This window comes from Paraburkholderia sp. J7 (assembly GCF_905220155.1).
In the GTDB taxonomy this organism is placed as follows: domain Bacteria; phylum Pseudomonadota; class Gammaproteobacteria; order Burkholderiales; family Burkholderiaceae; genus Paraburkholderia.
In genome coordinates this window covers 77,128-100,047 of sequence record NZ_CAJMYZ010000017.1, presented here as the reverse complement: position 1 = coordinate 100,047, position 22,920 = coordinate 77,128, and the positions used below count along the sequence as shown (strand labels likewise).

Annotated in this window: 17 protein-coding genes; 12 read left to right on the top strand and 5 right to left on the bottom strand. The window is 63.4% G+C overall.

Going from position 1 to position 22,920, the window contains the following annotated elements:
• Positions 1 to 366: 366 nt before the first annotated feature.
• The 12 genes from arcD (at position 367) to U5A58_RS25945 (ending at position 17,191) form a co-directional block, all read left to right on the top strand.
• Positions 367 to 1,848 (top strand): arginine-ornithine antiporter, encoded by a 1,482-nt coding sequence (arcD, locus tag U5A58_RS26000; RefSeq protein ID WP_321915716.1) that lies wholly within the window; start codon positions 367 to 369, stop codon positions 1,846 to 1,848.
• Between the two features lie 14 nt (positions 1,849 to 1,862).
• Entirely contained in the window at positions 1,863 to 3,080 is a 1,218-nt protein-coding gene (locus tag U5A58_RS25995) for an arginine deiminase (protein WP_321915717.1), read from the top strand.
• Between the two features lie 36 nt (positions 3,081 to 3,116).
• Positions 3,117 to 4,115 (top strand): ornithine carbamoyltransferase, encoded by a 999-nt coding sequence (gene argF / locus U5A58_RS25990; RefSeq protein ID WP_321915718.1) that lies wholly within the window; start codon positions 3,117 to 3,119, stop codon positions 4,113 to 4,115.
• A gap of 22 nt (positions 4,116 to 4,137) precedes the next feature.
• Complete coding sequence (arcC, locus tag U5A58_RS25985; RefSeq protein WP_321915719.1) at positions 4,138 to 5,049, top strand: carbamate kinase; 912 nt, start codon at positions 4,138 to 4,140, stop codon at positions 5,047 to 5,049.
• 75 nt (positions 5,050 to 5,124) lie between these two features.
• Positions 5,125 to 6,105: an HlyD family secretion protein gene (locus tag U5A58_RS25980; protein WP_321915720.1), complete on the top strand. Its 981-nt coding sequence runs from the start codon at positions 5,125 to 5,127 to the stop codon at positions 6,103 to 6,105.
• Between the two features lie 9 nt (positions 6,106 to 6,114).
• A complete protein-coding gene (gene rbbA, locus U5A58_RS25975) occupies positions 6,115 to 8,907 on the top strand; it encodes a ribosome-associated ATPase/putative transporter RbbA (protein ID WP_321963592.1) in 2,793 nt (930 codons plus the stop codon).
• 3 nt (positions 8,908 to 8,910) lie between these two features.
• Positions 8,911 to 10,038, top strand: a complete 1,128-nt coding sequence (locus U5A58_RS25970) for an ABC transporter permease (RefSeq protein WP_321915722.1) — start codon at positions 8,911 to 8,913, stop codon at positions 10,036 to 10,038.
• Between the two features lie 7 nt (positions 10,039 to 10,045).
• Complete coding sequence (locus tag U5A58_RS25965; protein ID WP_321915723.1) at positions 10,046 to 11,494, top strand: TolC family protein; 1,449 nt, start codon at positions 10,046 to 10,048, stop codon at positions 11,492 to 11,494.
• An 838-nt stretch (positions 11,495 to 12,332) separates the two neighbouring features.
• A complete protein-coding gene (locus tag U5A58_RS25960; protein ID WP_321916156.1) occupies positions 12,333 to 12,785 on the top strand; it encodes an HU family DNA-binding protein in 453 nt (150 codons plus the stop codon).
• 351 nt (positions 12,786 to 13,136) lie between these two features.
• Positions 13,137 to 13,571, top strand: coding sequence for an SET domain-containing protein (locus tag U5A58_RS25955; RefSeq protein ID WP_321916155.1), 435 nt, complete (start codon positions 13,137 to 13,139; stop codon positions 13,569 to 13,571).
• A gap of 390 nt (positions 13,572 to 13,961) precedes the next feature.
• The gene (locus tag U5A58_RS25950) at positions 13,962 to 15,692 is read left to right on the top strand and encodes a P-loop NTPase fold protein (RefSeq protein WP_321916154.1); all 1,731 of its coding nucleotides are present in this window, start codon (positions 13,962 to 13,964) and stop codon (positions 15,690 to 15,692) included.
• 482 nt (positions 15,693 to 16,174) lie between these two features.
• Positions 16,175 to 17,191: an AraC family transcriptional regulator gene (locus tag U5A58_RS25945; RefSeq protein WP_321963591.1), complete on the top strand. Its 1,017-nt coding sequence runs from the start codon at positions 16,175 to 16,177 to the stop codon at positions 17,189 to 17,191.
• Between the two features lie 44 nt (positions 17,192 to 17,235).
• Here U5A58_RS25945 and U5A58_RS25940 read toward each other — a convergent pair whose 3' ends face one another.
• The 5 genes from U5A58_RS25940 to U5A58_RS25920 all read right to left on the bottom strand — a co-directional run bounded on the left by U5A58_RS25940 (position 17,236) and on the right by U5A58_RS25920 (position 22,661).
• Positions 17,236 to 18,360, bottom strand: a complete 1,125-nt coding sequence (locus U5A58_RS25940) for a porin (RefSeq protein WP_321916152.1) — start codon at positions 18,358 to 18,360, stop codon at positions 17,236 to 17,238.
• Between the two features lie 158 nt (positions 18,361 to 18,518).
• The gene (locus U5A58_RS25935; protein WP_321963590.1) at positions 18,519 to 19,853 is read right to left on the bottom strand and encodes an MFS transporter; all 1,335 of its coding nucleotides are present in this window, start codon (positions 19,851 to 19,853) and stop codon (positions 18,519 to 18,521) included.
• A gap of 110 nt (positions 19,854 to 19,963) precedes the next feature.
• Complete coding sequence (locus U5A58_RS25930) at positions 19,964 to 20,716, bottom strand: carboxymuconolactone decarboxylase family protein (protein ID WP_321916150.1); 753 nt, start codon at positions 20,714 to 20,716, stop codon at positions 19,964 to 19,966.
• A 27-nt stretch (positions 20,717 to 20,743) separates the two neighbouring features.
• Positions 20,744 to 21,565 (bottom strand): SDR family NAD(P)-dependent oxidoreductase, encoded by an 822-nt coding sequence (locus U5A58_RS25925; protein ID WP_321916149.1) that lies wholly within the window; start codon positions 21,563 to 21,565, stop codon positions 20,744 to 20,746.
• Between the two features lie 40 nt (positions 21,566 to 21,605).
• Positions 21,606 to 22,661, bottom strand: a complete 1,056-nt coding sequence (locus U5A58_RS25920; RefSeq protein WP_321916148.1) for a 3-keto-5-aminohexanoate cleavage protein — start codon at positions 22,659 to 22,661, stop codon at positions 21,606 to 21,608.
• Between the last annotated feature and the right edge of the window lie 259 nt (positions 22,662 to 22,920).

The following is a 22,920-nucleotide window of genomic DNA, read 5'->3' as shown; positions in this document are numbered from 1 at the left end:
GGCGAACACGCGATTGAACCCGATCGGTACAGGTCGTGAATGGGTGCGTCATGGACAGCGCGGATTACCGCCAGGCTTCACGGTGAAGCTGCCGTCGACTGAACGGCGCGGCCACGATCAGGTGTTTCTGCATGGCGGGGCTCGGCTTCAGAATCGCATCGCACCACGGTTCCGCACGAATGGAGTCGTTGTGCGCGCAAGCGCGTCATCCGATTGACGCACGTCAATCACACGCGGATCTGCGCGTAGAGCACGCAGCCTCGCGCTCAGTGACGTCCGTCTCCCCCCGGCAGAGATGATCCAGATCAAACGCGCGGCCCCATACCGTGGCGTAATAAGCGGGCGTTCCGTTACGAGGAGCTCGTCATGAGTCAACCCGCAGGACATTTCCACGACACCCCGCAGCAGGTGAAGGCCGAACCGAAGATTTCAGCCGAGCCGCACAAGCTGCGGCTTGGGCTGTTGAGCGCCCTCGTCATCGGCTCGATGATCGGCAGCGGTATCTTTTCGCTGCCGCAGAACATGGCGTCGGGCGCCGGCGCTGGCGCCATCGTGCTCGGTTGGCTGGTGACCGGCATCGGCATGCTGGCGCTGGCGCTCGTCTATCAAACGCTCGCACTGCGCAAGCCCGAGCTCGACAACGGCATCTATGCGTACGCACGGGCCAGCGCCGGCGAATTCGTGGGCTTCAACTCCGCATGGGGCTACTGGGTCAGCGCCTGGATCGGCAATGTTGGGTACCTGGTGATTGTCTTCGGTACGCTCGGCTACTTCTTCCCGGCATTCGGCGACGGCAATACTCGCGCCGCGATCGGCGGTGCCTCGATCGCGCTGTGGCTCATGCAAGCGCTCATCCTGCGCGGCGTGCGCGGGGCGGCTGTGCTCAACGCCGTCACGACGTTCGCCAAGGTCGTGCCGCTCTTGATCTTCATCGTCATCGCCGCGGCCGCGTTTCACTCCGGCCGCTTCAGCGCCGATTTCTGGGGCAACGCGAAGCTGCCCGGCCTGCTCGACCAGGTGAAGAGCACAATGCTCATAACGGTCTGGGTGTTCATTGGCATCGAGGGCGCAAGCGTGTACTCGGCGCGCGCCCAACATCGTGAGGATATCGGCCGCGCCACGGTGACAGGCTTCTTCGTCGTGCTGTTCCTGCTGATGATGGTGTCGCTGCTCTCATTCGGCATCGTCTCGCAGCCCGAGCTTGCTGGCATGAAGAACCCCTCGATGGCCGGCGTGCTCGAACATGTGGTCGGCAAGTGGGGCACCGTCCTCATCAGCATCGGTCTGTTGGTCTCAGTGGGCGGCGCATTGCTCGCGTGGACCCTGCTCGCCGGCGAAACACTCTTCACGCCCGCGCAGGACTCGGTGATGCCCGCGTGGCTCGCGCGTGAGAATGCGCATGGCGTGCCCGCCAACGCGCTGTGGGTCACCAACGGTCTCGTGCAACTCTTTCTGATCGTCACGCTCGTCTCGAACGCCACATATCAGGCGCTGATCTCGCTCGCGACTTCGATGATCCTGATTCCGTATCTCTTCTCCGCGGTGTATGCCACCGGCATCGCGGTCTCGGGCGACGGTTACGCGCCCGACGACACGCAACGCCGGCGCGACGCCCTGATCGGCGCGCTCGCCACCCTCTACTGCGTCTGGCTCCTGTACGCGGCCGGCCCGAAGTACCTACTGCTGAGCGCCCTGCTCTATGCGCCGGGCGTCCTGCTGTACGGCTGGGCGCGGCGCGAACAGCACGCGCGCTGGTTCAAGCCGTATGAGGCCGTCGTATTGATTGCCATCGTCGCCCTTGCCGTGCTCGCGGCGTGCCTGCTCGCAACCGGCCGTCTCGGCCTCTGAGCGCGGGTGCCATCATGGGTTTCGGCGTCTACTCTGAGGCGGGCAAGCTTCGCCAGGTCCTCGTCTCGCGGCCCGGGCTCGCCCAGTCGCGCCTCACGCCCGCCAACTGCGAGGCAATGTTGTTCGATGACGTGCTCTGGGTCGCGCAGGCCAAGGCGGACCACTACACGCTCGTGAACGCCATGCAGGAGCGCGGCGTCGAGGTCTACGACGTACACGACATGCTCACCGACGTGCTGCGCGCGCCAAGTGCCCGCGCGTGGCTGCTGGAGCGCCGTCTCGCGCCAAACCGGGTGGATGCGGAGTTGGCCGCGCAGTTGTGGCCGTGGCTCGACGAGATGAAACCCGGCGAACTCGCGGACCGGCTCGTGGGCGGCATCGTGCGCGCCGAGCTGCCGTTCCGGCCGTCAGGCCTGACCGCGCAATGTGCACAGCCCGCCGATTTCCTGCTCTCGCCGCTGCCCAACGCCCTGTTCACGCGCGACAGCAGTTGCTGGATCAACGAAGGCGCCGTACTGGGCTCGATGTACTGGCCCGCGCGCCGCGACGAGACGCTGCTTACTGCCGCCATCTACCGCTTTCACCCGCTATTTGAAGGCGGTCCGCCGATCTGGTGGGGCGATCCGGACAAGGATCACGGCGCCGCGACGCTTGAGGGCGGCGATGTCATGCCCGTCTCGCGCAACGTCGTACTCGTCGGCATGGGCGAGCGCACTTCACCGCAGGGCGTCGCCCAGCTCGCCCGCGCGCTGTTCGCGCGCGGCGTGGTCGAGCGCGTGATCGCCGCCCAGCTGCCGCACTCGCGCGGCGCGATGCACCTCGACACGGTGGTTACGTTTTGCGACCGCGATCTCGTCACGATCTTTCCCGAGGTCGTGGATTCGATCCGCACCTTCAGCGTGCGTCCGGGCGAGCGCGAGGACACGCTCGACGTGCGCGCCGAAACCGCGCCATTCGTGCACGTGGTAGCCGAAGCGCTCGGTCTCGCCGAACTGCGCACCGTCGCGACGGGCGGCGACCAATGGGAAGCCGAGCGCGAGCAATGGGACGACGGCAACAACGTGATCGCGCTGGAGCCCGGCGTGGTCGTGGCCTACAACCGCAACGTCTACACCAACACGCTGCTGCGCAAGGCGGGCATCGAAGTCATCACGATCCCCAGCGGCGAACTGGGACGCGGACGTGGCGGCGGGCATTGCATGACCTGCCCGCTCGAGCGCGATCCGCTCTGAACCACATCGCCCACATCGAATACGAGGCACGCCATCATGGGATTCAATCTGCGCAATCGCAGCCTGCTCGACACCGAAGATTTCAGCCCGCGCGATATCCGCTTTCTGCTCGACCTCGCCGTCGAGCTCAAGCGCGCGAAATACGCGGGCACCGAAATGCCGCGCCTCGCGGGCAAGAACATCGCGCTGATCTTCGAGAAGACCTCCACGCGCACGCGCTGCGCGTTCGAAGTAGCCGTGCACGACCAGGGTGGCCACGTCACGTATATCGACCAGTCGGGCTCGCAGCTCGGGCGCAAGGAGTCGCTGCGCGACACCGCGCGCGTGCTCGGGCGCCTGTACGACGGCATCGAGTACCGCGGGTTTCACCAGTCCGCTGTCGAGGCGCTCGCGCGCGAATCGCACGTGCCGGTCTGGAATGGGCTCACCGACGAGTTTCACCCCACCCAGGTGCTCGCTGACCTGCTGACGATGGAGGAATTCGGCGAGAAGCCGCTTTCCGCACTTTCGTTTTGCTACGTGGGCGACGCGCGCTTCAACATGGGCAATTCGCTGTTGATCGCGGGCACGCAGATGGGCATGGACGTGCGCATCGCCGCGCCGCGCGAGCTGTGGCCGAACGACGACCTCGTTACGCGCATGCGCCGCTTGGCGCAGCGCACTGGCGCCTCGATCGGGCTGACCGAAGATCCGCAAGCGGGTGTCAAAGGCGCGGATTTCGTCTACACGGACGTGTGGGTGTCGATGGGCGAGCCCATGGACGTATGGGGCGAGCGCATCAAGCTGCTGGAGCCGTACCAGGTCAACGCGGCGCTCATGCGCGCGAGTGGCAAGCCGCGCACGCGCTTCATGCACTGCCTGCCGTCGTATCACAATCTCGAAACCGACATCGGCCGCGCGATCCACGAGAAGTTCGGCCTGACCGAGCTGGAGGTAACGGACGAGGTGTTCGAATCGGATGCCTCCATCGTCTTCACGCAGGCCGAGAACCGCATGCACACGATCAAGGCCGTGCTCGTCGCAACGCTGGGCTGAAGCCCACAACCCGGAGCGAAGCATGCGCATCGTAGCGGCTTTGGGCGGCAACGCGCTGTTACGGCGCGGCGAGCCTCTCACGACGGAGAACCAGTTGGCGAACATCCGCCGCGCCGCGCGGCAACTGGCGCGGCTCGCGCCGGGCAACGAACTGATCGTCGCGCATGGCAACGGCCCGCAGGTGGGGCTGCTCGCGCTCCAGGCGGCGGCGCTTGCCGGCGTGGCAGGCATCACGCCGCTCGACGTGCTGAACGCCGAATCCGAAGGGATGATCGGCTATCTGCTCGAACAGGAACTGGCAAACGCGCTGGCCGATACCCGACCCGTGGCGACGCTGCTCACGCGGGTGCAGGTCAGCGCGAGCGATCCCGCGTGGCGCACGCCCACCAAGCCGATCGGGCCTATCTACGACGCTGCCGATGCGCAGCGCCTCGCACACACGAACGGCTGGTCGGTCGCCCCTGATGGCGCCGGGTGGCGGCGCGTCGTCGCTTCGCCGGAGCCGCGCCGCATCGTGGGCATCGAGCCCATCCTCTGGCTCCTCGAGCACGAATCCGTCGTGATCGCAGCGGGCGGGGGCGGCATTCCCGTCGTCTACGAGCAAACGCAGCACACGTGGCACGGCGTCGAAGCGGTCATCGACAAGGACGCCTGCAGCGCCCTGCTCGCCGTGCAACTCGAGGCCTCGCTCTTTCTGATCGCAACCGACGTCGACGCCGTCTATCTCGACTGGAACACCCCCCACGCGTGCGCTCTCTCCGAGCTGACGGTGAGGCAAGCCGAATCGTTGCAGTTCGCGGCGGGCTCGATGGGGCCGAAGGTGCACGCGGCAGCGGCTTTCGCTTCGCAGACCGGGCGGACAGCGGTCATCGGCTCGCTGGACCAGATCGAAGGCATGGCGAACGGGAAGGCCGGCACGCGCGTACGTGTGTGATGCGGCTTCCAGCGCCCGTCCGGCGAAGCGATGCAGGAACACACCGGAGGCCATGAAGTGAACGACAGGTTGAAAATGAAAAGAAAACTCGTGTGGGTCAGCGCGCTGCTCGCCGTCGCCGTGCTGCTCTCTGCTGGCATCGCCTGGCGGCATAGCCGCGAAAGCGCATTGCCGGCAAATATCGCCCACGCGAACGGGCGGCTGGAGATGACGCGCGTCGATGTCGCCGTGAAGTACGGCGGGCGTATCGTCGCGTTGCCGGTGCACGAGGGCGACCTGCTCGCGGCGGGTGCCATCGTGGCGCGCGAGGATGACGCCGAGTTGCGCGCCCAGCTCGACGCCGCCAGGGCCACCCGCGAGCGAGCGACCGCCACCCGCCAGCGTGCCAGCGATGAGGCCGACGCGAGCACCGCACAGGTACGTCTTGCACGGCTCGAATGGACCCAGGCGTCGAACCTCTTCGCCTCCGGACAGGTCTCTGGCGTCGAGCGCGAGCGCCGCCAGTACGCGCTCGACGGCGCGCAAGCGGCGCAGGACGCCGCGCGAGCGGCGCAAGGCGAGGCAAGCGCCGCCATCGCGGAAGCCGACGCACAGATTGCGCGCCTGCAAGCCGTAATAGACGAAACAATCATCCGCGCGCCGCTCGCGGGCCGCGTGGAGTACCGCGTCGTGGAAGTCGGGACCGTCCTGCCCGCGGGCGGGCGCGTCGTCTCGATGCTGAATCCCGAAGACATCTACTTCACGACTTTTCTGCCCGGCCAGCAGGCGGGCCGCCTCTCGATTGGCGAAGAGGCGCGCATCGTCCTCGACGCCTTTCCCGGCGAACCGATTCCCGCCACTGTGGGCTATGTCGCCGGCGAAGCGCAGTTCACGCCGAAGTACGTCGAGACGCAGGGCGAGCGCGCGAAACTGATGTACCGCGTGAAGCTGCAACTGCCGCTCGAGGTCGCGAGTCGTCTCGCGCCGCGCCTGAAGGGGGGCATGACGGGTGAAGGCTACGTGCGGCTCGACGCGTCGCAACCGTGGCCGCCCGCGCTCGCCGCGCACGGAGGCTGAGCGATGCCCATGCAGGAATCCGACACGGCACGCGCGGCGCGGGCGGACGAGATCCGCATCGAAGGTCTCTCGCACCGATATGGCTCGGTCCTCGCGCTCGACAATGTCTCGCTCACACTGCCTTCCCGGGCGACGATCGGCCTGATCGGCCCGGATGGAATCGGCAAGTCCACGCTCCTCTCGCTGATCTCGGGCGTGAAGCGCATTCAGGATGGCAAAGTTTTTGTGCTAGGTGCCGATCTGCGCGTGCGCAGCGCGCGCGAACGCATGCTACCGCGCATCGCCTATATGCCACAGGGACTCGGGCGCAATCTGTATCCCTCGCTCTCAGTCTACGAAAACGTCGACTTCTTCGGCCGCCTGTTCGGCCTGCCGGCGCGCGAGCGCGCCGCGCGCGTGGCACGGCTCCTGGACGCGACAGGGCTTGCGCCCTTCGGTGAACGCCCTGCCGGCAAGCTCTCGGGCGGCATGAAACAAAAGCTCGGTCTGTGCTGCGCCCTGGTGCACGACCCCGACCTGCTGATCCTCGACGAACCCACCACCGGCGTCGATCCGCTCTCGCGCCGCCAGTTCTGGACGCTCGTGGATGAGTTACGCGCCGCGCACGGTGCGATGACCGTGCTGGTCGCCACCGCATACATGGAAGAGGCGCAGCGCTTCGCACATCTGGTGGCAATGGACAATGGACGCGTGCTCGTAAATGAGCGCACCGACGCCGTGCTGCAACGCACCGGCACGAACAGTCTCGAAGCGGCTTACGTCTCGCTCCTGCCACCGCAACGGCGCGGAAGTGCCGGCCAATTCTCGATGGGACCACGCATCCGGACCGACGGCGCGCCCGCGATCGAAGCCCACAACCTCACGCGCCGGTTCGGCACGTTCGTCGCAGTCGATCACGTAAGCTTTCGCATCGAGCGCGGCGAAATTTTCGGCTTCCTCGGCTCGAACGGCTGCGGCAAGACGACCACCATGAAGATGCTGACCGGCCTGCTTGACGCGACCGAAGGCACGGCCACGCTGCTGGGTCAGCGCGTCGACGCAGCCGAAATGCGCATGCGCATGAGGATCGGCTACATGTCACAGTCGTTTTCGCTCTACGAAGAGTTGAGCGTACGCCAGAACCTCGACCTGCACGCACGGCTCTATCGCATGGAAGGGGAAAAGGCGCGGTGCGCCGTGAGCGAAGCGCTCGCGGGCTTCGAGCTGGAAGCCTGCGCCGACGACCGCCCCGCGAGCCTGCCGCTCGGCATCCGCCAGCGCTTGCAGCTTGCGGCGGCCTGCCTGCACGGACCGGAAGTACTGATCCTCGACGAACCGACATCAGGCGTCGATCCCGCCGCGCGCGACATGTTCTGGCGGCATCTTGCGCGGCTCTCGCGAGAGCAGGCGGTCACGTTGTTCGTCTCCACACACTTCATGAACGAGGCCGAGCGCTGCGACCGCATCTCGCTGATGCATCGCGGGCGCGTTCTCGCGGTCGGGAATCCCGATGAGCTGCGCGAGGTGCGCCACGCCGCCACGCTCGAGGAGGCGTTCATCGCCTGGCTCGAAGAAGCGCAGGCGCAGGATGCGCCGCCGCCCGAGCCACCTTCCGTGCATCCTGCGGCCTCGCAGCCCGAGCCGCACGACACGCGTGCGGTAACTCGCGCAGCACGCACCACGCACGCAGGGTCGCGATCCTTCGCGCTGGCACGCATCTGGGCATTCGCGCGGCGCGAATCCATCGAGCTCGCCCGCGACCGCCTGCGTCTCTCCTTCGCGCTGCTTGGCCCGGTCGTGCTGCTGCTCGCAGCTGCGTGGAGCGTCTCCTTCGATGTCGAGAATGTGCGCTTCGCGGTGCTAGACCGCGACCAGAGCCTCGCGAGCCGCGAGTTGGTCGAGCAGTTCGCTGGCTCGCGCTACCTCGAGCCAGTGGGCGCCGTGCACAGCGAACGCGACGCCAGCCGCCTGCTGCGCAGCGCGAAGGCGCAGCTAGTGATAGAAATTCCGCCGGATTTCGGCCGTGACCTGCTTGCGCAGCGACGCCCCGAAATCTCCTTCCACGTGGACGGATCGAGCCCGTTCCCCGGCGCAACCATCGCGACCTATGTGGATGCCGTGCTGCTCGGCTACGTGCAGACGTTTCAGGCACACGCGACGCTCGCGCAACCCGTGCAACCGATGCGCGTAGAGACGCGCTTCGTCTACAACGAGTCGTTTCGCAGCATCTATGCAATCACGCCGGGCATCCTCATGCTCGCGCTGATCCTGATCCCGGCGATGCTCACCGCTCTTGGCATCGTGCGCGAAAAGGAAATGGGCTCGATCACGAACCTCCACGCCTCGCCAGCCAGCGCGGGCGAATACCTGCTCGGCAAGCAGTTGCCCTATGTTGCGCTCGCGATGCTGAGCTATGCTGTGCTCGTGCTGCTCACCGTTGGCGTCCTGCGCGTGCCGCTCAAGGGCTCATTCATCGCGCTGTCGCTGGGCGCACTACTCTTCGTATTTGCCACGACCGCACTCGGGCTGCTCGTCTCGACCTTCGTGCGCTCACAGGTGGCGGCGATCTTCGGCACCGCCATCCTTTGCCTGATCCCGTCGGTGAACTTCTCCGGGCTGCTCTATCCCGTCTCCACGCTCACGGGCAGCAGCTACTGGGCGGGGCTCGCGTTTCCGTCGTCGTGGTTCCAGCTCGTAAGCCTTGGTTGCTTCACGAAGGGCCTGGGCGCGGGCAGCTTCGCGGCGATGTATGGAGCGCTGCTCGGCTTCGGGCTCGTCTACCTGCTCGCGGCGTACTGGATGCTGCCCAAACAGGAGACCTGAACAGTGACTCAATGGCTCAAAAATGTCGCGCGACTCGCACGCAAGGAGATGTTCAGCCTGCTGCGTGACGCCACGCTCATGGCGCTGATCGTGTTCGCCTTCACGCTCGCCGTGTACTCCGTAGCGAAGGGCATCAAGGCGGAGGTGTCCAACGCCTCGGTCGCCATCGTCGATGCCGACCATTCCGATCTTTCGCGCCAGTTGCGCGCCGCGATCTTGCCGCCGTACTTCAAGACCCCGGTCGATGTGGACCGGCGCGGCGTCGACGCTGCCCTCGATCGCGGCGCCTACATCTTCGCAGTCGAGATTCCGCCACGTTTCGAAGCCGATGTCCTCGCCGGGCGCGCGCCCGGCGTCCAGGTGCTCGTGGACGCGACCGCCATGACCCAGGCAGGGCTCGGCACCGCATACCTGGAAGAAATCTTCACTCGCGAAACGTTTACATTCCTGCACGCGCGCGGCATCGAAACGCAGCTGCCAGCCAACGCCGTCGTGCGCGTGTTGTTCAACCCCAACATGGAGTCGTACAGGTTTAGTTCGACCATGCAGATCGTCGTCAACATCACGGTGCTCTCGATCATTCTGGTGGGCGCGGCCGTGATTCGCGAGCGCGAACACGGCACGATCGAGCATCTGCTCGTCATGCCCGTTCGCGCAAGCGAGATCGCCGCGGCAAAGATCCTGGCCAACGGATTCGTGATCTTTGGTGTCTCGATGATTTCACTCGTCCTCGTCGTGCATGGTTGGCTTGGCGTGCCGCTGCAGGGCTCGCTCGCGCTCTTCGCACTCAGCACGGCGCTCTACCTCTTTTCCGTCACTGCGCTCGGCGTGTGGCTCGCGACGCTCGCGCCCTCCATGCCCCAGTTCGGACTGCTTGCGGTGCCGACCTACGCGGTGGCCTATCTGCTCTCGGGCGCGGCCACGCCGGTACAGAGCATGCCCGAGGCCATGCAACCGTTCGTGAAGTTCTTGCCGACCACGCAATTCGTTTCCCTAACCCAAGCGATCCTGTTTCGCGGCGCCGGTGTGGATATCGTCTGGCCGCAGCTTGCGGGCGTCAGCGTCGCAGGAATACTCTTTCTCGCGCTGGCGTTGACGCGCTTTCGCTCCATGCTCGCGCAACAGGATTGATCCTTCGATGAAACGCTCTTCCCATCCGATACGCGCCGCGCGCCTCGTTTCGATCATGGCGATTGCGCTCGCCGGCTGTACGTCGCTCGTCGAGGTGTCGATTCCACCCCAGCGCGAGGTACCGGTGGTCTTCACCGAAGTCCCCGCGGCCGCGCCGCAGAGCGATCTCGTCCATTGGTGGCATGCGTGGCAGGATCCCGTGCTCACACGCTATATCGAGCAGGCGTTGCGCACTAACACCGATCTGCGCATCGCGCAGGCCCGCGTTCAGGAAGCACGTGCGATGGCGGACGTCGCGCAATCGGCCCGATATCCGACGCTCTCGGCGCAGGCGGGCGCAGCACGCGCGTTTGGCGATTTACGCGAACCTGCCATCGCGCCGGATCACTCGCCGGATCTGAACGCCTATGCGGGCGGCGCGATCGCCGTCTGGGAGGTAGACTTGTTCGGCGGCCGCGCAAGCGACGCGCAGGCCGCCTCGGCCGTTGCGAACGCCGAACAGGAAAAGCTGCGCGGCACGCGCATCGCCATCGCAGGAGAAGTGGCGCAAAACTATCTGGAGGCTCAAGGGCTCCAGCGGCGCCTGGCCGCGCTCGACAGCAGCCTCGATACGCTGCGAGCGATGCAGCGCTATGCAACGGCCCGCTTCGACGCAGGCCAGGCCACGCGCGCCGACATCGACCGTGTGAACGAGCGCATCGCTCAACGCGAAGCGCAATTCGGCGTGCTCGTGAGCCAGATCGAATTGCGCGAGCGGCGGCTTGCCTTGCTCACCGGCAAGCCCGCACAGGACGCCGAGCCTCTCGCACCGCCCGGCCCCCTGCTCGTCCCTGCGCCGCCTTCGGGCGAATTGCCGTGGAGCGTGCTGGAGCGCCGTCCGGACGTGCGCTCTAGCGCTGCGCTCGTGCGCGCAGCGGAGGCACGGCTTGGCAGCGCGAAGGCCGACCTGCTACCACGCTTTTACCTCACGTTCATTGCCCTCGATGGCCATCTGCTCCTGAGCGGCTTGCCCGGACTTTCCGGAACGGGCGGCCTCGTCGGCATCGGCGCCGACCTTCCGCTCTTCAACGCGGGGCAGCTGCGTGCGAACGTGGCGGCCAACGACGCACGCCTGCAGGCGGCGCTCGCGCTGCACGACAAGACGCTCCTCCAGACGCTGGAAGAAGTCGACAGCGCCTACGGCGTCCGGCATGGACTCGATGCGCGCCGCGCACAACTCGCTGCCGCGCGCGAGCTCGCCGTGCGCAACGCCGAACAGGTCCAGCGACTCTACGAAGCTGGACAGCGCACGTTGCAAGACGTGCTCGATGCGCGCATCGACTCGATCTCGCGCCAAGACGATCTGGACGAGGCGAATACCGCCGCCGCGCTGGCGACCGTGCGGCTCTACCTCGCTTTGGGAGGGGGCTGGTCCCCGGACGACACTCCCTCCGTGAGCACCGCCGCGCGCCGTTGAGTAAAGGCGCCGCGGCGTCATCGCATGGGCCCGGTCTGCACTGAATGCCTGTACCACGACGACCTCTCGCCGAGCAGCTTCGGAATGTACTTGCCCACGCTCTCACAGCAGGCACGTTCTGGTGAGCGACCAGCTTTTCGCGAATACGTGACGCGCAACGCACGCTATGAAGATAATCCTTCTTATCACAAGGCATCTATTTTTCTATCAAACTACGCAACTTCAAAAAAACGCCGGATGTGGTCGCGCGCCCCGCCCTCCGATGAACCTGTCGGCCTGCCCGGTCCCTCGATCCGTGGGGGGAGGCCTTCCAGAGGCACTGTCGCATTGTCGTGTTGATGACGCAGTAGACGATCGAGCGCACCACCCGCTCAGGCTGGCGAGCATTTTCTCCAGTCCGTGTGAATGGCTTTGGCCATGTAGACGGCCGCCTTTCTGAGCGGACGTCCGTTGGGAGCTGGGCAGTCAATCATCCTCGGCGGCCTTTTTGTTCCGCGCGCTGCTTGAGGTGGTCCTGAGTTGCCACGTGTGTCCCGTTCGGCGATGCCGCAAAGCGCCGCAACCTGGGTAGCTGCCTGCCTTACCGATACGCAAATGCGTGCAGTGGCACTACGCGGTTCTTCCTGTTCAGTCGCGGCTCTCACGCGCGGCCCCTGCGAAATCGGGCGTACGTCATAGGTTTTTTTCGCTGGCGATGAAGAAACGGCTTGCCAGAAGGCGTTTTCCTGTTGCGAATCGCGAAATCCGTTGATACGCTTAGCGCCAGCTTAAGACGGTGCAGTAACGCGAGGCGTCGTGCACCGTCTTAAGCGGTTCTCAACCTGATAGAGGATTATCCATGGCAACGAAGACCGCAACGAAAGCCCCGAAGGCTGCAAAATCGGCCGCACCGAAGGCAGCAAAGCCGGCAGCCAGGAAGGCCGCGCCGAAGGCTGTTACGCCGGCGAAGAAGGCTGCGACCAATGGCGTACTCAAGCCGCTGAAGGAAACGTTCACGAAGGCCTCGTTGGCAACGCACGTTGCCGAGCAATCCGGTGTCGATCCGAAAGCAGCCAAAGCCGTTCTGGCTGCGCTCGAAGACACGATTCTGGGCTCGGTGCATAAGAAGGGTGCAGGTGAGTTCACGCTGTCGGGCCTGGTGAAAATCGGCGTCCAGGCTGTCCCGGCGAAGAAAAAGCGCTTCGGCAAGGACCCGTTCACGGGTCAAGAGCGCTGGTTCGATGCAAAGCCGGCAACGGTGAAGCTGAAGATTCGCGCGCTGAAGAAGCTGAAGGACGCCGCCGCAGCCTGAGGCCCGTTGCGACGTTGACAGGAAGCCCGCAGAGCGGGCTTTTTGTTTTCTGGGCACCGCCACCGTCATCGAGGCTAATCATGCGCTGCTTGCGGGAACCCTAAGCCGCGCGTCACTCACAACGGTGCGCCACAATTGCGGCACGCTTCGGCCTCAACTACCTCAAAATATGCACAGCGACGAGGTCAAACTTGAGAGGCAAATAGCCGACGCGTTTGCGACGACGAAGTGAGCGCCGAGTGGCCCATATGTGCCGGCCCATGACCGGACGCCCGCTACGATCCACCGTCACATGTTGGGAGACATTGCTGCCGCTATACTCCGGAACTCCCTTCCTCACACTTTCCCGGCATGAAGCGCGTTTCCGTTCGGCACTCTCCCATTCACGGAAAGGGTGTCTTTGCCCTGCGGGCGCTTTCCGTCGGCGAGCGCATCTTTGAGTACAAGGGGCTTGTCACCACCTGGCGGGAAGCGACCCGCACGTACGCGCGGCGCGCCGACGCCGGGCACACTTTCCTCTTCGGGTTGTCGGATGGCCGCGTCATTGATGGCGGCCGCGGCGGAAACGGCGCAAGGTGGCTCAACCATGCGTGCAAGGCGAACTGCGAGGCGATCGAGCAATCAGGCCGCATCTACATCAACGCGCTCAGGGACATCCAGCCCGGCGAGGAACTGTTCATCGACTACGCGCTCGAGATCCCAGCGAAAGCGCGCGATTCAGCCAGCGAGTACACCTGTCGCCGCGGCGCCAGGCGTTGCCGCGGCACCATGCTCGCTCCAGTCTAGGTTCGCTCCGCAGACGGTTCCCATCAACGCAGTACGCTGCGACTGCGGGGCCAGTGCCTGATGTGCGGAAGCTTCCGCACATCAGGCACAACGAACGCGTCAAAGCCCGTGGTTCGCACTGCATGTGGCCGTTGGGACATTATTTGTTCAACGCGCCGTTGCCGCCGCAGTGCCGGTGTCGGCCATTTGCTGCCGGTCGAGAACGGCAGCTTCGGATCGGCCCATAAACTCGCGGTGGCCCGGTGCTGACTTAGAATTGCGATATGACGACGCGTTCTCCTCGAATCTCGAACAATCCTCACAGGAGCTGGCTGGTCGACTGCGCCAGTGATGCAACCCAAACGTCGTACTGGCGGGACCGCCTGCTGGATTCAGCACCGAATAAAGCAAATGACGATCGAACAATCTAAAACGCAGTTGATCTCGCTCATCGACAACGCCGACCTAAAAGTCATCGCGCTGACAGGCGCATGGGGCACCGGCAAAACCCACCTCTGGAACGAGATTCGCAAAGAGTCGCAGGACCCGATTGTCGAAGGCGCGCGCTACGTGTCCCTCTTTGGCTTGAAAGATATCAATCAGCTCAAGCTCAAGGTGGTCCAAAGCGCGCTCCCAGTAGGCGGTGACAGCAGCTCGTTGACCGAAGGTCTGATGAAGACTTGGAAGGTCAGCGTCGACGCCTTGAAGAAGGTCCACGAGGGCTTTTCGGCGCTCGACGAGCTTGCGCTGGTAGCAGTTCCTGTCGCCTTGCGCAACCGATTCGTAGTCGTCGATGACATCGAGCGCAAGCACGCCTCGTTGTCAGTTGACGAGGTCCTGGGCTTCGTCGACGAATACTCTCAGAATTTTGGTACGCGATTCCTCTTAATTCTCAACTCGGACCAGTTCTCCGCACCTACCGACAGCGCGCTCTGGGCGGCGTTCCGAGAGAAGGTGGTCGAAGAAGAACTTCGTTTCACGCCGACACCTGGGGAGGCGTTTGACATCGCGGTTCCGAACTTGGATAGCCCTTACCGCGCGACGGCCAGGACTGCGGTGGACGCGTGCGGGATCACCAATATCCGGGTCATCCGCCAGGCTTACCGTCTTGTGGTTCGGCTCCTCGGTGCGACTGGGGACATGCCTCTCGCGATACAGGCACGAACTGTTCCCTCGATTGTGCTCATTTCTGCTCTTGCAAACAAAGCCATCAAGGACGGGCCGACTCTGGAGTATGTCGCAGGCTACAACCGAGGTTCTAGCGACTTTGTGAGGCGCTACCTCGGGCAGGAAGGCGATGCGTCAAAGGACAAAGCCGAGGACTCAAAGCCGGCCGCATGGAAAGTTCTGCTGTCAAAGCTAGGGATCAATTCTTCGGACGAATTTGAAGAACTGGTTGTTGCCTTCGTTTGCGACGGAAAGCACGACGCAAAGGCGATTGAGGCCATCGTCCAAGGCTACCAACGCAATGAGAATCGCACCGAATCTAGAAATCTCGCGCACGCATTCTTTGAACGTTTCAATTGGGACGTCACAGACTGCGACGACGATCTCGTAGCTGATGCGGTCAAGCTCATCACCAGAGTTGGCGACCTTGACGCCTACACTGTCACGGCGCTCGGAAAACAAATGGCCGATCTACCTGGCGGTGCCAAACTTGAAGAAGCTTTGATTGATGGTTGGTTGGCTCACTTCGCGACCATCGCCGACAAGGCCGAATTCGGGGAATTACCGTTCCGTCAGCCGCTACACCCAAAACTTAAGGCAGCAATCGACGATGCGCGCGATGCTCGAACTCACAGTGCGACCGTCGTCGATGCCATCAAGCACCTTCTTGAGAACGACGGATGGGGCCATCGGGAAGAAGCGGCGATGAGAGCGGCTACGATCGACGATTTCGAGACTGCGATGCGCACGTTGAAAGGTCGCGATTTCAAGCTTTTCGTACTCAAAAGTTTGGACATTCTCGAGCAGCACGAAATGTACGAGAAACACTTCGGCCAGGCTGGGATGAATTTCTTGGAAGCATGCCGGCGCATCGTCAGAGCCGAGAAAGAGAACCGTTTCGGACGGTTGTTGCGAACGTTGTTCGCAGAGAGCAAAGTTCCAGCGCTTTTGGCCGAGGGCGGAATTGAAGCCTAGCCCCAGGGGTAGACAGCGGTTGACTGCAATGCAGCGGTACCAGTGCGACTGTCCCCGGCCCTCTAAGGGGCAGCAAACCTCCATCGGGAGCACGGGCCTGCGGCGACATCTCCTTCGTCGCTCGACTGTACGAGCGTCAGCTTCTGGGCGCCCAAACCCGTACTGCCGATGTCGGGTATGGGTGGACTTCTGCCGAATGCGGTCGGATCGACGCAGCAACCGTCGTCGGCTCACCGTCGGACCGCGTTCGGCCAGGAGCGGTCGTCGGACTTCGTCGAAGCCTTGACGCTGGAATGTCTCCTTGACTGCTCCGAGCCGACGCTCGATCCACGTGCCGATCACCCACGATGTCTGTCTATTCACACATGAATATTTGCCGGATTGGCGACCAGGTGCGCCTGAGTTGCAGGATAGAATATCCAGTACAGACCATCTCATAGCCTCGGAGCCCGGTCACTGCCAGGCGCCGGAAGACCGAATCAATGCGGACCCCGACAGCGGAAAAATCCATCCCGATCGGCGCACTCTACTCGCTGCCGGCGGTTATGCGCGAGCACGGCACGGACCCGTGGCAACTGCTCGAATCGTTCGGCGTAAACCGCGAGGCGATGGCGTCGCCGCTCAATCCGCTGTCCACGGTGACACACGGACGGATTCTCGAAGCGGCGGCGAAGAAGATCGGCTGTGAGCATCTCGGCCTGCTGCTCGGGCAGAAGGCAGCGCTCGGCAACATCGGGCCGCTGCGCTTTCTCGTGCTCAACGCGCCCACGGTGCGCGAGGCCGTGGAAAACCTGATCGAGTTCTGCGGCGTGTGGTATCGCGGACTGCATGTGCGCATGACCGAGGAGGACGGCTATGCGTGCATTTCGCTCTCGGTCGACAGCGGCATTCCCGGCGCGAAGCATCTGCTCACCGCGTACCTTGCCGCGAATATCCGCATTCTCGAGCTGATTCTCGGCCGCTCCTGGCATCCAACGCTCGTGAGAATCGCGTACCGCAAGCCGAAGTCGAGTGCGCTCTACGAGCGCTATTTCCAGGCTCCGGTCTGGTTCGGTCAATCGCAGTACGAAGTGCTGTTCCCGCAGGGGCTGCTCGATCAGGCGAGGAAGAGTCACGATCAGGAACTCGGCCGCTTCCTGCGTCAGCATATGACTGAGTTGCGCTCGCGGCAGGCCGACGATTTCAGTTCGCGTGTGCGTCATGTCATCGAAACGCTTTTGCCGGACGGCTGCACTTCGACGAAGGTCGCGGAATTCTTCGCGATCCATCGCTTCACGCTTTATCGCCGTCTCGATGAACAGGGAACGAGCTACGAGGCCCTGATAGAGGACGTGAGGCGCAATCTCGCGGATCAGTTGCTCGCGCAAACAGACCTGCCGATCGCCGATGTCGCGATGCGGCTGGGCTACGACAGCCAGGGCAACTTCACGCGTGCGTTCAAACGCTGGCACGCTGAGACACCGAGCAACTGGCGTAAACGGCCACACGCCGCGCGATGACGAGTGAAGGTCCTCGCGCGGCGCAGTGCTGTCCTTTCGAACGGTCAGAAGTTGTGACGCATGCCCATCATGACGGCCGTGGTGCCGTTGCCGGGCGCGACGGGCTGACCGTAGGTGATGGTCTGCGTCATCTCGCCGTGATTGTTGACCCAGCCAACCTGCGCATAGACCAGCGTCTGCTTCGAAAGGCTGTATTCAGCGCCAGCAGCCACTTCGAGCGAGTTGTTCGCCGAGTGGTTCTTGTCGGTGATGTAATAAGCGCCGCTCGTGATCCGGAAAGCGGGCGTGAAGCGATAGCCAAGGCCCAGCGAATAGAGGTCGAGATTGACCATGTTGCGATGGGCGGGATTGGACCCGTTGCTATACGAGCCGGAAATCGAGAAGTCGTGGACCGTATAGAGCGCGCCAAAATACCAGTAGCGGTTATTGTTCAAGCCCGTTGGTACGGAGTTGGCGCCCGGATTGGTATCGTGCCCGTTGTAATAGACGGCGGCAAGCTTGAGCCCGTAGCCCGAGTATTTCAGCACAGCGGACTCGCGCGTGTTGCCCTGCAACTGCCCGGCAACGCCACCCGGCGCATATTCCAGCTCGGCCGTGACACCGTGAAATGCGGGCGAACGATAGACGAGCGCATTGGAATCGTACAGCGCGCCAATCGGGCCGTTCGTACTGGTGCCAGGCCACCCCGCGGCCGTGTTCAAGCCGAGCCATGCGCCAAGAATGCTGCCGAAATACTGTGAGGCACGAACATCCGTGTCCGCCATCGCGTAGATCATTGGCACGATCTGGCGGCCCGCCGTGATCGAGCCGAACGTGCCGCTCACACCCACACTCGCGATCTGATTGAAGAAGCCTGGCACGCCCGCCGTGTCCGAGAGCCCCAGTTTGCCAGTACCGGAATCGAATACGCCCTGAAGCTTGAAGGTTACCTTGTAGCCCGCGCCGATATCCTCGACGCCCTGCATGCCCCAGATGCTCGAATAAATACCTGCGTCCTTGTAACGCCAGATCGCGCCTTGATTCTTCGCCGCTGGGCTGAACGAGGCCGCCGCGGTGCTCTGGTAAAGCAGTCCCCCGTCGATCGCGCCATACAACGTGACTGACGATTGGGCATGTGCTGCGGCTGCGCACGTCGCTGCCGTCATCGCGATCATCAACTGCTTTTTCATGTCGTCTCCTTTGTTATGGTGATGCCACTGCGTTTGAATCGGTGATCCAGGTCGTTCGGCATTTCGCGTCGGCTTTCTGCGGCGCAGCAGCGCCCCTGCGCCCGACGAGGGCGCATGGAGTCGTCAGTTGAGACTTTGGGGACGCGGTGTGCGAAGACCTACCTGCGGCGCTCGCGCAGTGCGCTCGCCGGAATACCGGCCAGCACGACGACTGCGCCGACGATCAGCATCGCGCCGATGAGGTCGAAGGCAAAATAAAGGCTGCCCGTGGATACGCGGATCGCGCCCACAACCATCGGGCTCACCAGCGCCGCAAGCGAGCCCACGCTGCTCACGAGGGCGATCCCCGCTGCCGCCACGCGGGTGCTGAAATACGCTGGAGGAATGGTCCAGAAGACGGGAACCGCCGCGAGGCACGCGCCGGCGCCGAGCACCATGCAGATCATCGACAGCACGAGATGCGCGCTCAGCAGATGCATGAGGAGAAAGCCTGACGCCGCCGTGATCATCGTTGCCGAGAGGTGCCAGCGGCGCTCTAGCCAGCGGTCGGAACTGCGGCCGATCAGGTACATCGCGAGCGCGCCGATCACATAAGGCGCGCTCGATGCGAAGCCGATGCGATGCATGTCGTGCAGGCCCGCGCCTTGCAACAGCGACGGCATCCAGTAAGCCACCGTGTTGGTGCCTGAGTAGATCGTGAAGAACACGATGCCCGGCAACCACGCGCGAACATCGCGAATCACCGTGCGCAGCGAGGGGCCGCGCGGTGCGTCGTGCCTTTCGTCGTTGCGAAGATTGGCGATCACGACGGCCTTTTGCCGCTCATTGAGCCACTTCACGTGAACGGGCTGATCATCGAGCCAGAACCACGCGAACGCGCCCAGCACAATGGCAGGAATGCCTTCGAGGAGAAAGAGCGCCTGCCAACCCTTGAACATGTGCCAGCCGTCGAGCCTCGTCATGATGAGGCCCGCAATCGGCCCGCTCACCATGCCCGCGACAAAGCCCGCCATGAAGAAGATGGACGTGACCCGGCCCCGCTTCCACGACGGAAACCAGTAACTCAGATAGAGAATCACGCCGGGAAAGAAGCCCGCCTCGGCCACGCCGAGCGCGAAGCGTGATACGTAAAGCTGCGCCGACGTGGAGACGAGGCAGGTCAGCATCGTGACGATGCCCCACAAGACCATGATGCGCGTGAGCGTTGCGCGCGCGCCGACACGCTGCATATACAGGTTGCCCGGAATCTCGAACAGGATGTAACCCACGAAGAAGGCCGTGGTGCCGATCGCGTAGGCGGCATCGTTAAGGGCAAGGTCCTGCGCCATGCGCAGCTTTGCGAATGAAATGTTAATGCGGTCGATCGAGTTGACCGCATAGGCGAGGAATAGAAAGGGCAACAGGCGCCACGCGATCTTTCGATACGCCAGTCGCGAATCTTCCGACGAGGCCGACTCGTTCGCGGCCTCGGCCTCGATGGCCGCTTGACTCATGATTTCTCCGACTACAGCTATGGGGCGACGGCAATGCGCCGCGAGAATTGAAGTCCCGCACGCACGTTCTTGCCGACGTGTCGTGCGGGAGGCACGGCCCATTCAAACAATCAGCGCCTTGCGCGCGCGTGCTCCATGCATTCGGCGTCGAGCAACGGCACGGCAAGCTCGCAGGCTTCGATACCCTGCAGGCTGACGATCTTCAGCACTTCGAGAATCTGCCCGCGTGTGGCGCCCAGTTCCAGCGCCGCCTTGATGTGCCGCTGCGTGCCGTGCGAATAGAGGTGGGTGACTGCCGCGTCGCCTGCAATGCAAAGCAATTCAATCCACAACGGCGGAAGGATGTTGTCGCGCCAGAGTCCAAGACCCATCGCCAGAAATTTCTCCAGGTACTGCGGGTCCCAACGATAAATCGTTTCCCAGAGAGGATTGAACATGCCGCTCTCGCGCACCCGGTCGCACACCGGCGTATAGGCGAGCGGCGCGGGCTCGTCGGGCAAGCCCGCCTGGGCCAGTTCTTCTTCGAGAATCGGCACGCCGAGCGCGCAGGCATGGATGCCCACTACGCTCGCGAGCTTGAACACCTCAAGGATTTGTGCGCGCGTCACGCCAAGCTTCAATGCCGCGCGCACATGCCGCCGCACGCCGGGCGCATACAGGTGCGTGGCCGTGACGTCGATGTTCAGGCGGATCAACGCGACGAGCTTCGGGTCCAGCACATCGTTCGTTTGCGTGTCCACGCTCAATGCCATGAGCGATTCGATCCACGCGGGGTCCCACTGCGCGAGCGGATCGAGCGCGGCATCGGCGAGGCCCGCCGCCCGCATCGCATCGTAGTGAGGCGTGCCTTGTGACTTTTCCATAGCGTGTCGAATAGAGTGTTGACAGATTCAGATCACCGAGCCGCCATTGGGGCTGATGATCTGACCGACCAGATAGTGTTCGCCCGCGAGATATACGACCGTGGACGCGTACTCCTCGACGGTGCCGAAACGACCCAGAGGGCAGTTCTGCCACAGCCGGTTGCGGCCGTCCTCGCCTATCCTGTCGAGATAGTCGTTGAAGGCCGGCGTGGCGACGCCGCCGGGCGCCATGGCATTCACGAAGATGTTGGCGCCCGCGACCTCGAACGCCACCGAGCGCGTGAAGGCGATCACCGCACCTTTCGTCGCGCAGTAGTGCGGGCTATGGGCGCTGCGCGTCGACAGTCCGGCAATCGACGCGATGTTGATGATCTTGCCGTCGCGTTGCGGCTCCATCAGCTTCAACGCCTCGCGCGTGCAATAGAACACGCCGTGGACGTTGACGCCCCAGTAGCGGTGCCACTCCTCGTCGCTGATCTCGCTCGTGAAGCCCAGCGACTGGCGCGGCATGGGCGTCTGCATGTAGGCATAGAGCTTGTTGCGGCGCTCGGTGTCGATCGGTCGATTCGGCGTGAGCGCGGCGTTGTTGACGAGAATGTGCAGCGTGCCGAAGCGCGCGACGATCTGCGCGAAGAGGTGGCTTACCTCCTCGCTCGACGATACATCACATCGCACTGCCAGGCACTGTGCGCCGCGTGACGTGACCGCCTTGTGGGCCGCGTCAATCGCGTTCTCGTCGATATCGCATACGATGACATGTGCGCCTTCGTCCGCGAGTGCCACCGCACACGCAAGACCGAGACCAGGGCCAACACCCGTCACCAGTGCTACCTTGTTCCGTAATTTCATGACCATGCTTTCAACTCGCGAAGGATCAATACGCACGCGCTCAGGCATGGCCTGGCACGGTGAAGCCGCGCTGCGCCGGCTTTCGGTTGGGCGCCATGCCGAGCGCCGCAATGGTTTCGTCGGCGCTGTCGTACCATTCGCCGATGCGGTAGATGCGCTTCGCGTCCGCGCCGGTCGCGATGTCACGGCCCAGTTCGCGCGCGAGCCGCACCGTCTGCTCGATCTGCTGCACCGACGTCATGCGCTCGCCCTTGCGGCCCCAGAGGTTGTCTTCGATGCCTACGCGAACATGCAGCCCCATCGCGATGGCAATGGCGTTCATCGGCAGCACGGCACGCATGGCGCTCTCGATGGTGAGTACCGCACCATCGGGCGTGCGGCGCGCGAACTCGATCAGGTCGGCCGGATGCAGCCCTGCAGCGCCACCGCCAATTGCGACGTAGTTGAGGATCAGAGGACCGGTGTACAGGCCGCGGCGAATCAGACGCTCGACGCTTTCAAGCTGATGCACGTGACCGAGCATGAAATGCGGCTGGATGCGGGAACGATGAAGGCGGCGAAGATGCTCGATGAAAAACGACGGTTTTGCGTCGACCACCATTTCTGAGTAGGCGTTGAAATATTCCGGCTTCTCCAGGATCGTACCGGCGACGTCATCTGCGGTTAGCAGCTCGCAGATGTTCATCTGGCTGGAGTTGATCGTGATGGTGACCTGGTCGGGTTTCGGATCGAGCTCCGCGAGCATATGGCGCGTATCGTAGTCGAGCCATTGCGCCTCCTGTCCCTCGCCTTCCGGCGCGAACGAGATCGACCCGCCAACCTGCAGCACCATATCGGGCACAGCTTCGCGCAGCAGACCCAGCATTTCGTTGAATTTCGACAGCCGCTTCGAACCCTTGCCGTCTTCCTCACGCACGTGGACGTGAAGCACTGTGGCGCCAGCGTTGTAGCAGTCCACGGCCTTCTGGATCTGAGCGTCCATGCTGACGGGAATATCGTCCGAGTCGCTCGGAAGCCATTGTGGGCCGTAGGGGGCCACCTGGATCACGAGCTTTTCCTGGTTTTCCGGGAAAAGGTTGTCGTCAAGAAAATTCATTGTGTGTCTCCAACGTGAGTGATCGTCCTTCGCACAGTGGCGAATCCGTTGGAAACACTTTAAGGACTATGCCTTTTTCAGATTTATCATTTTGTCACCATTATTTATCATTCTGTCACTCACGGGATCCGGCTTTACCCTTGACGAACGTGCCGACACGTCCGCGCAAAGGGAAACGATGCCACGTGAAGAACTAGCCAGCGCGATAGACGAATGGCCGTTGGTGCTTCCAGAACGGTCGCATCTGTCGAGACGAGAT

What these genes read in the sequence shown, in the direction of transcription:
- U5A58_RS25930 (WP_321916150.1), bottom strand. Translation starts at nt 20,716, where the DNA reads ATGGAAAAGTCACAAGGCACGCCTCACTACGATGCGATGCGGGCGGCG.
- U5A58_RS25940 (WP_321916152.1), bottom strand. Translation starts at nt 18,360, where the DNA reads ATGAAAAAGCAGTTGATGATCGCGATGACGGCAGCGACGTGCGCAGCC.
- U5A58_RS25955 (WP_321916155.1), top strand. Translation starts at nt 13,137, where the DNA reads ATGAAGCGCGTTTCCGTTCGGCACTCTCCCATTCACGGAAAGGGTGTC.
- U5A58_RS25920 (WP_321916148.1), bottom strand. Translation starts at nt 22,661, where the DNA reads ATGAATTTTCTTGACGACAACCTTTTCCCGGAAAACCAGGAAAAGCTC.
- argF (WP_321915718.1), top strand. Translation starts at nt 3,117, where the DNA reads ATGGGATTCAATCTGCGCAATCGCAGCCTGCTCGACACCGAAGATTTC.
- U5A58_RS25945 (WP_321963591.1), top strand. Translation starts at nt 16,175, where the DNA reads ATGCGGACCCCGACAGCGGAAAAATCCATCCCGATCGGCGCACTCTAC.
- arcD (WP_321915716.1), top strand. Translation starts at nt 367, where the DNA reads ATGAGTCAACCCGCAGGACATTTCCACGACACCCCGCAGCAGGTGAAG.
- U5A58_RS25935 (WP_321963590.1), bottom strand. Translation starts at nt 19,853, where the DNA reads ATGAGTCAAGCGGCCATCGAGGCCGAGGCCGCGAACGAGTCGGCCTCG.
- U5A58_RS25965 (WP_321915723.1), top strand. Translation starts at nt 10,046, where the DNA reads ATGAAACGCTCTTCCCATCCGATACGCGCCGCGCGCCTCGTTTCGATC.
- U5A58_RS25980 (WP_321915720.1), top strand. Translation starts at nt 5,125, where the DNA reads ATGAAAAGAAAACTCGTGTGGGTCAGCGCGCTGCTCGCCGTCGCCGTG.
- U5A58_RS25995 (WP_321915717.1), top strand. Translation starts at nt 1,863, where the DNA reads ATGGGTTTCGGCGTCTACTCTGAGGCGGGCAAGCTTCGCCAGGTCCTC.
- rbbA (WP_321963592.1), top strand. Translation starts at nt 6,115, where the DNA reads ATGCAGGAATCCGACACGGCACGCGCGGCGCGGGCGGACGAGATCCGC.
- arcC (WP_321915719.1), top strand. Translation starts at nt 4,138, where the DNA reads ATGCGCATCGTAGCGGCTTTGGGCGGCAACGCGCTGTTACGGCGCGGC.
- U5A58_RS25925 (WP_321916149.1), bottom strand. Translation starts at nt 21,565, where the DNA reads ATGAAATTACGGAACAAGGTAGCACTGGTGACGGGTGTTGGCCCTGGT.
- U5A58_RS25950 (WP_321916154.1), top strand. Translation starts at nt 13,962, where the DNA reads ATGACGATCGAACAATCTAAAACGCAGTTGATCTCGCTCATCGACAAC.
- U5A58_RS25960 (WP_321916156.1), top strand. Translation starts at nt 12,333, where the DNA reads ATGGCAACGAAGACCGCAACGAAAGCCCCGAAGGCTGCAAAATCGGCC.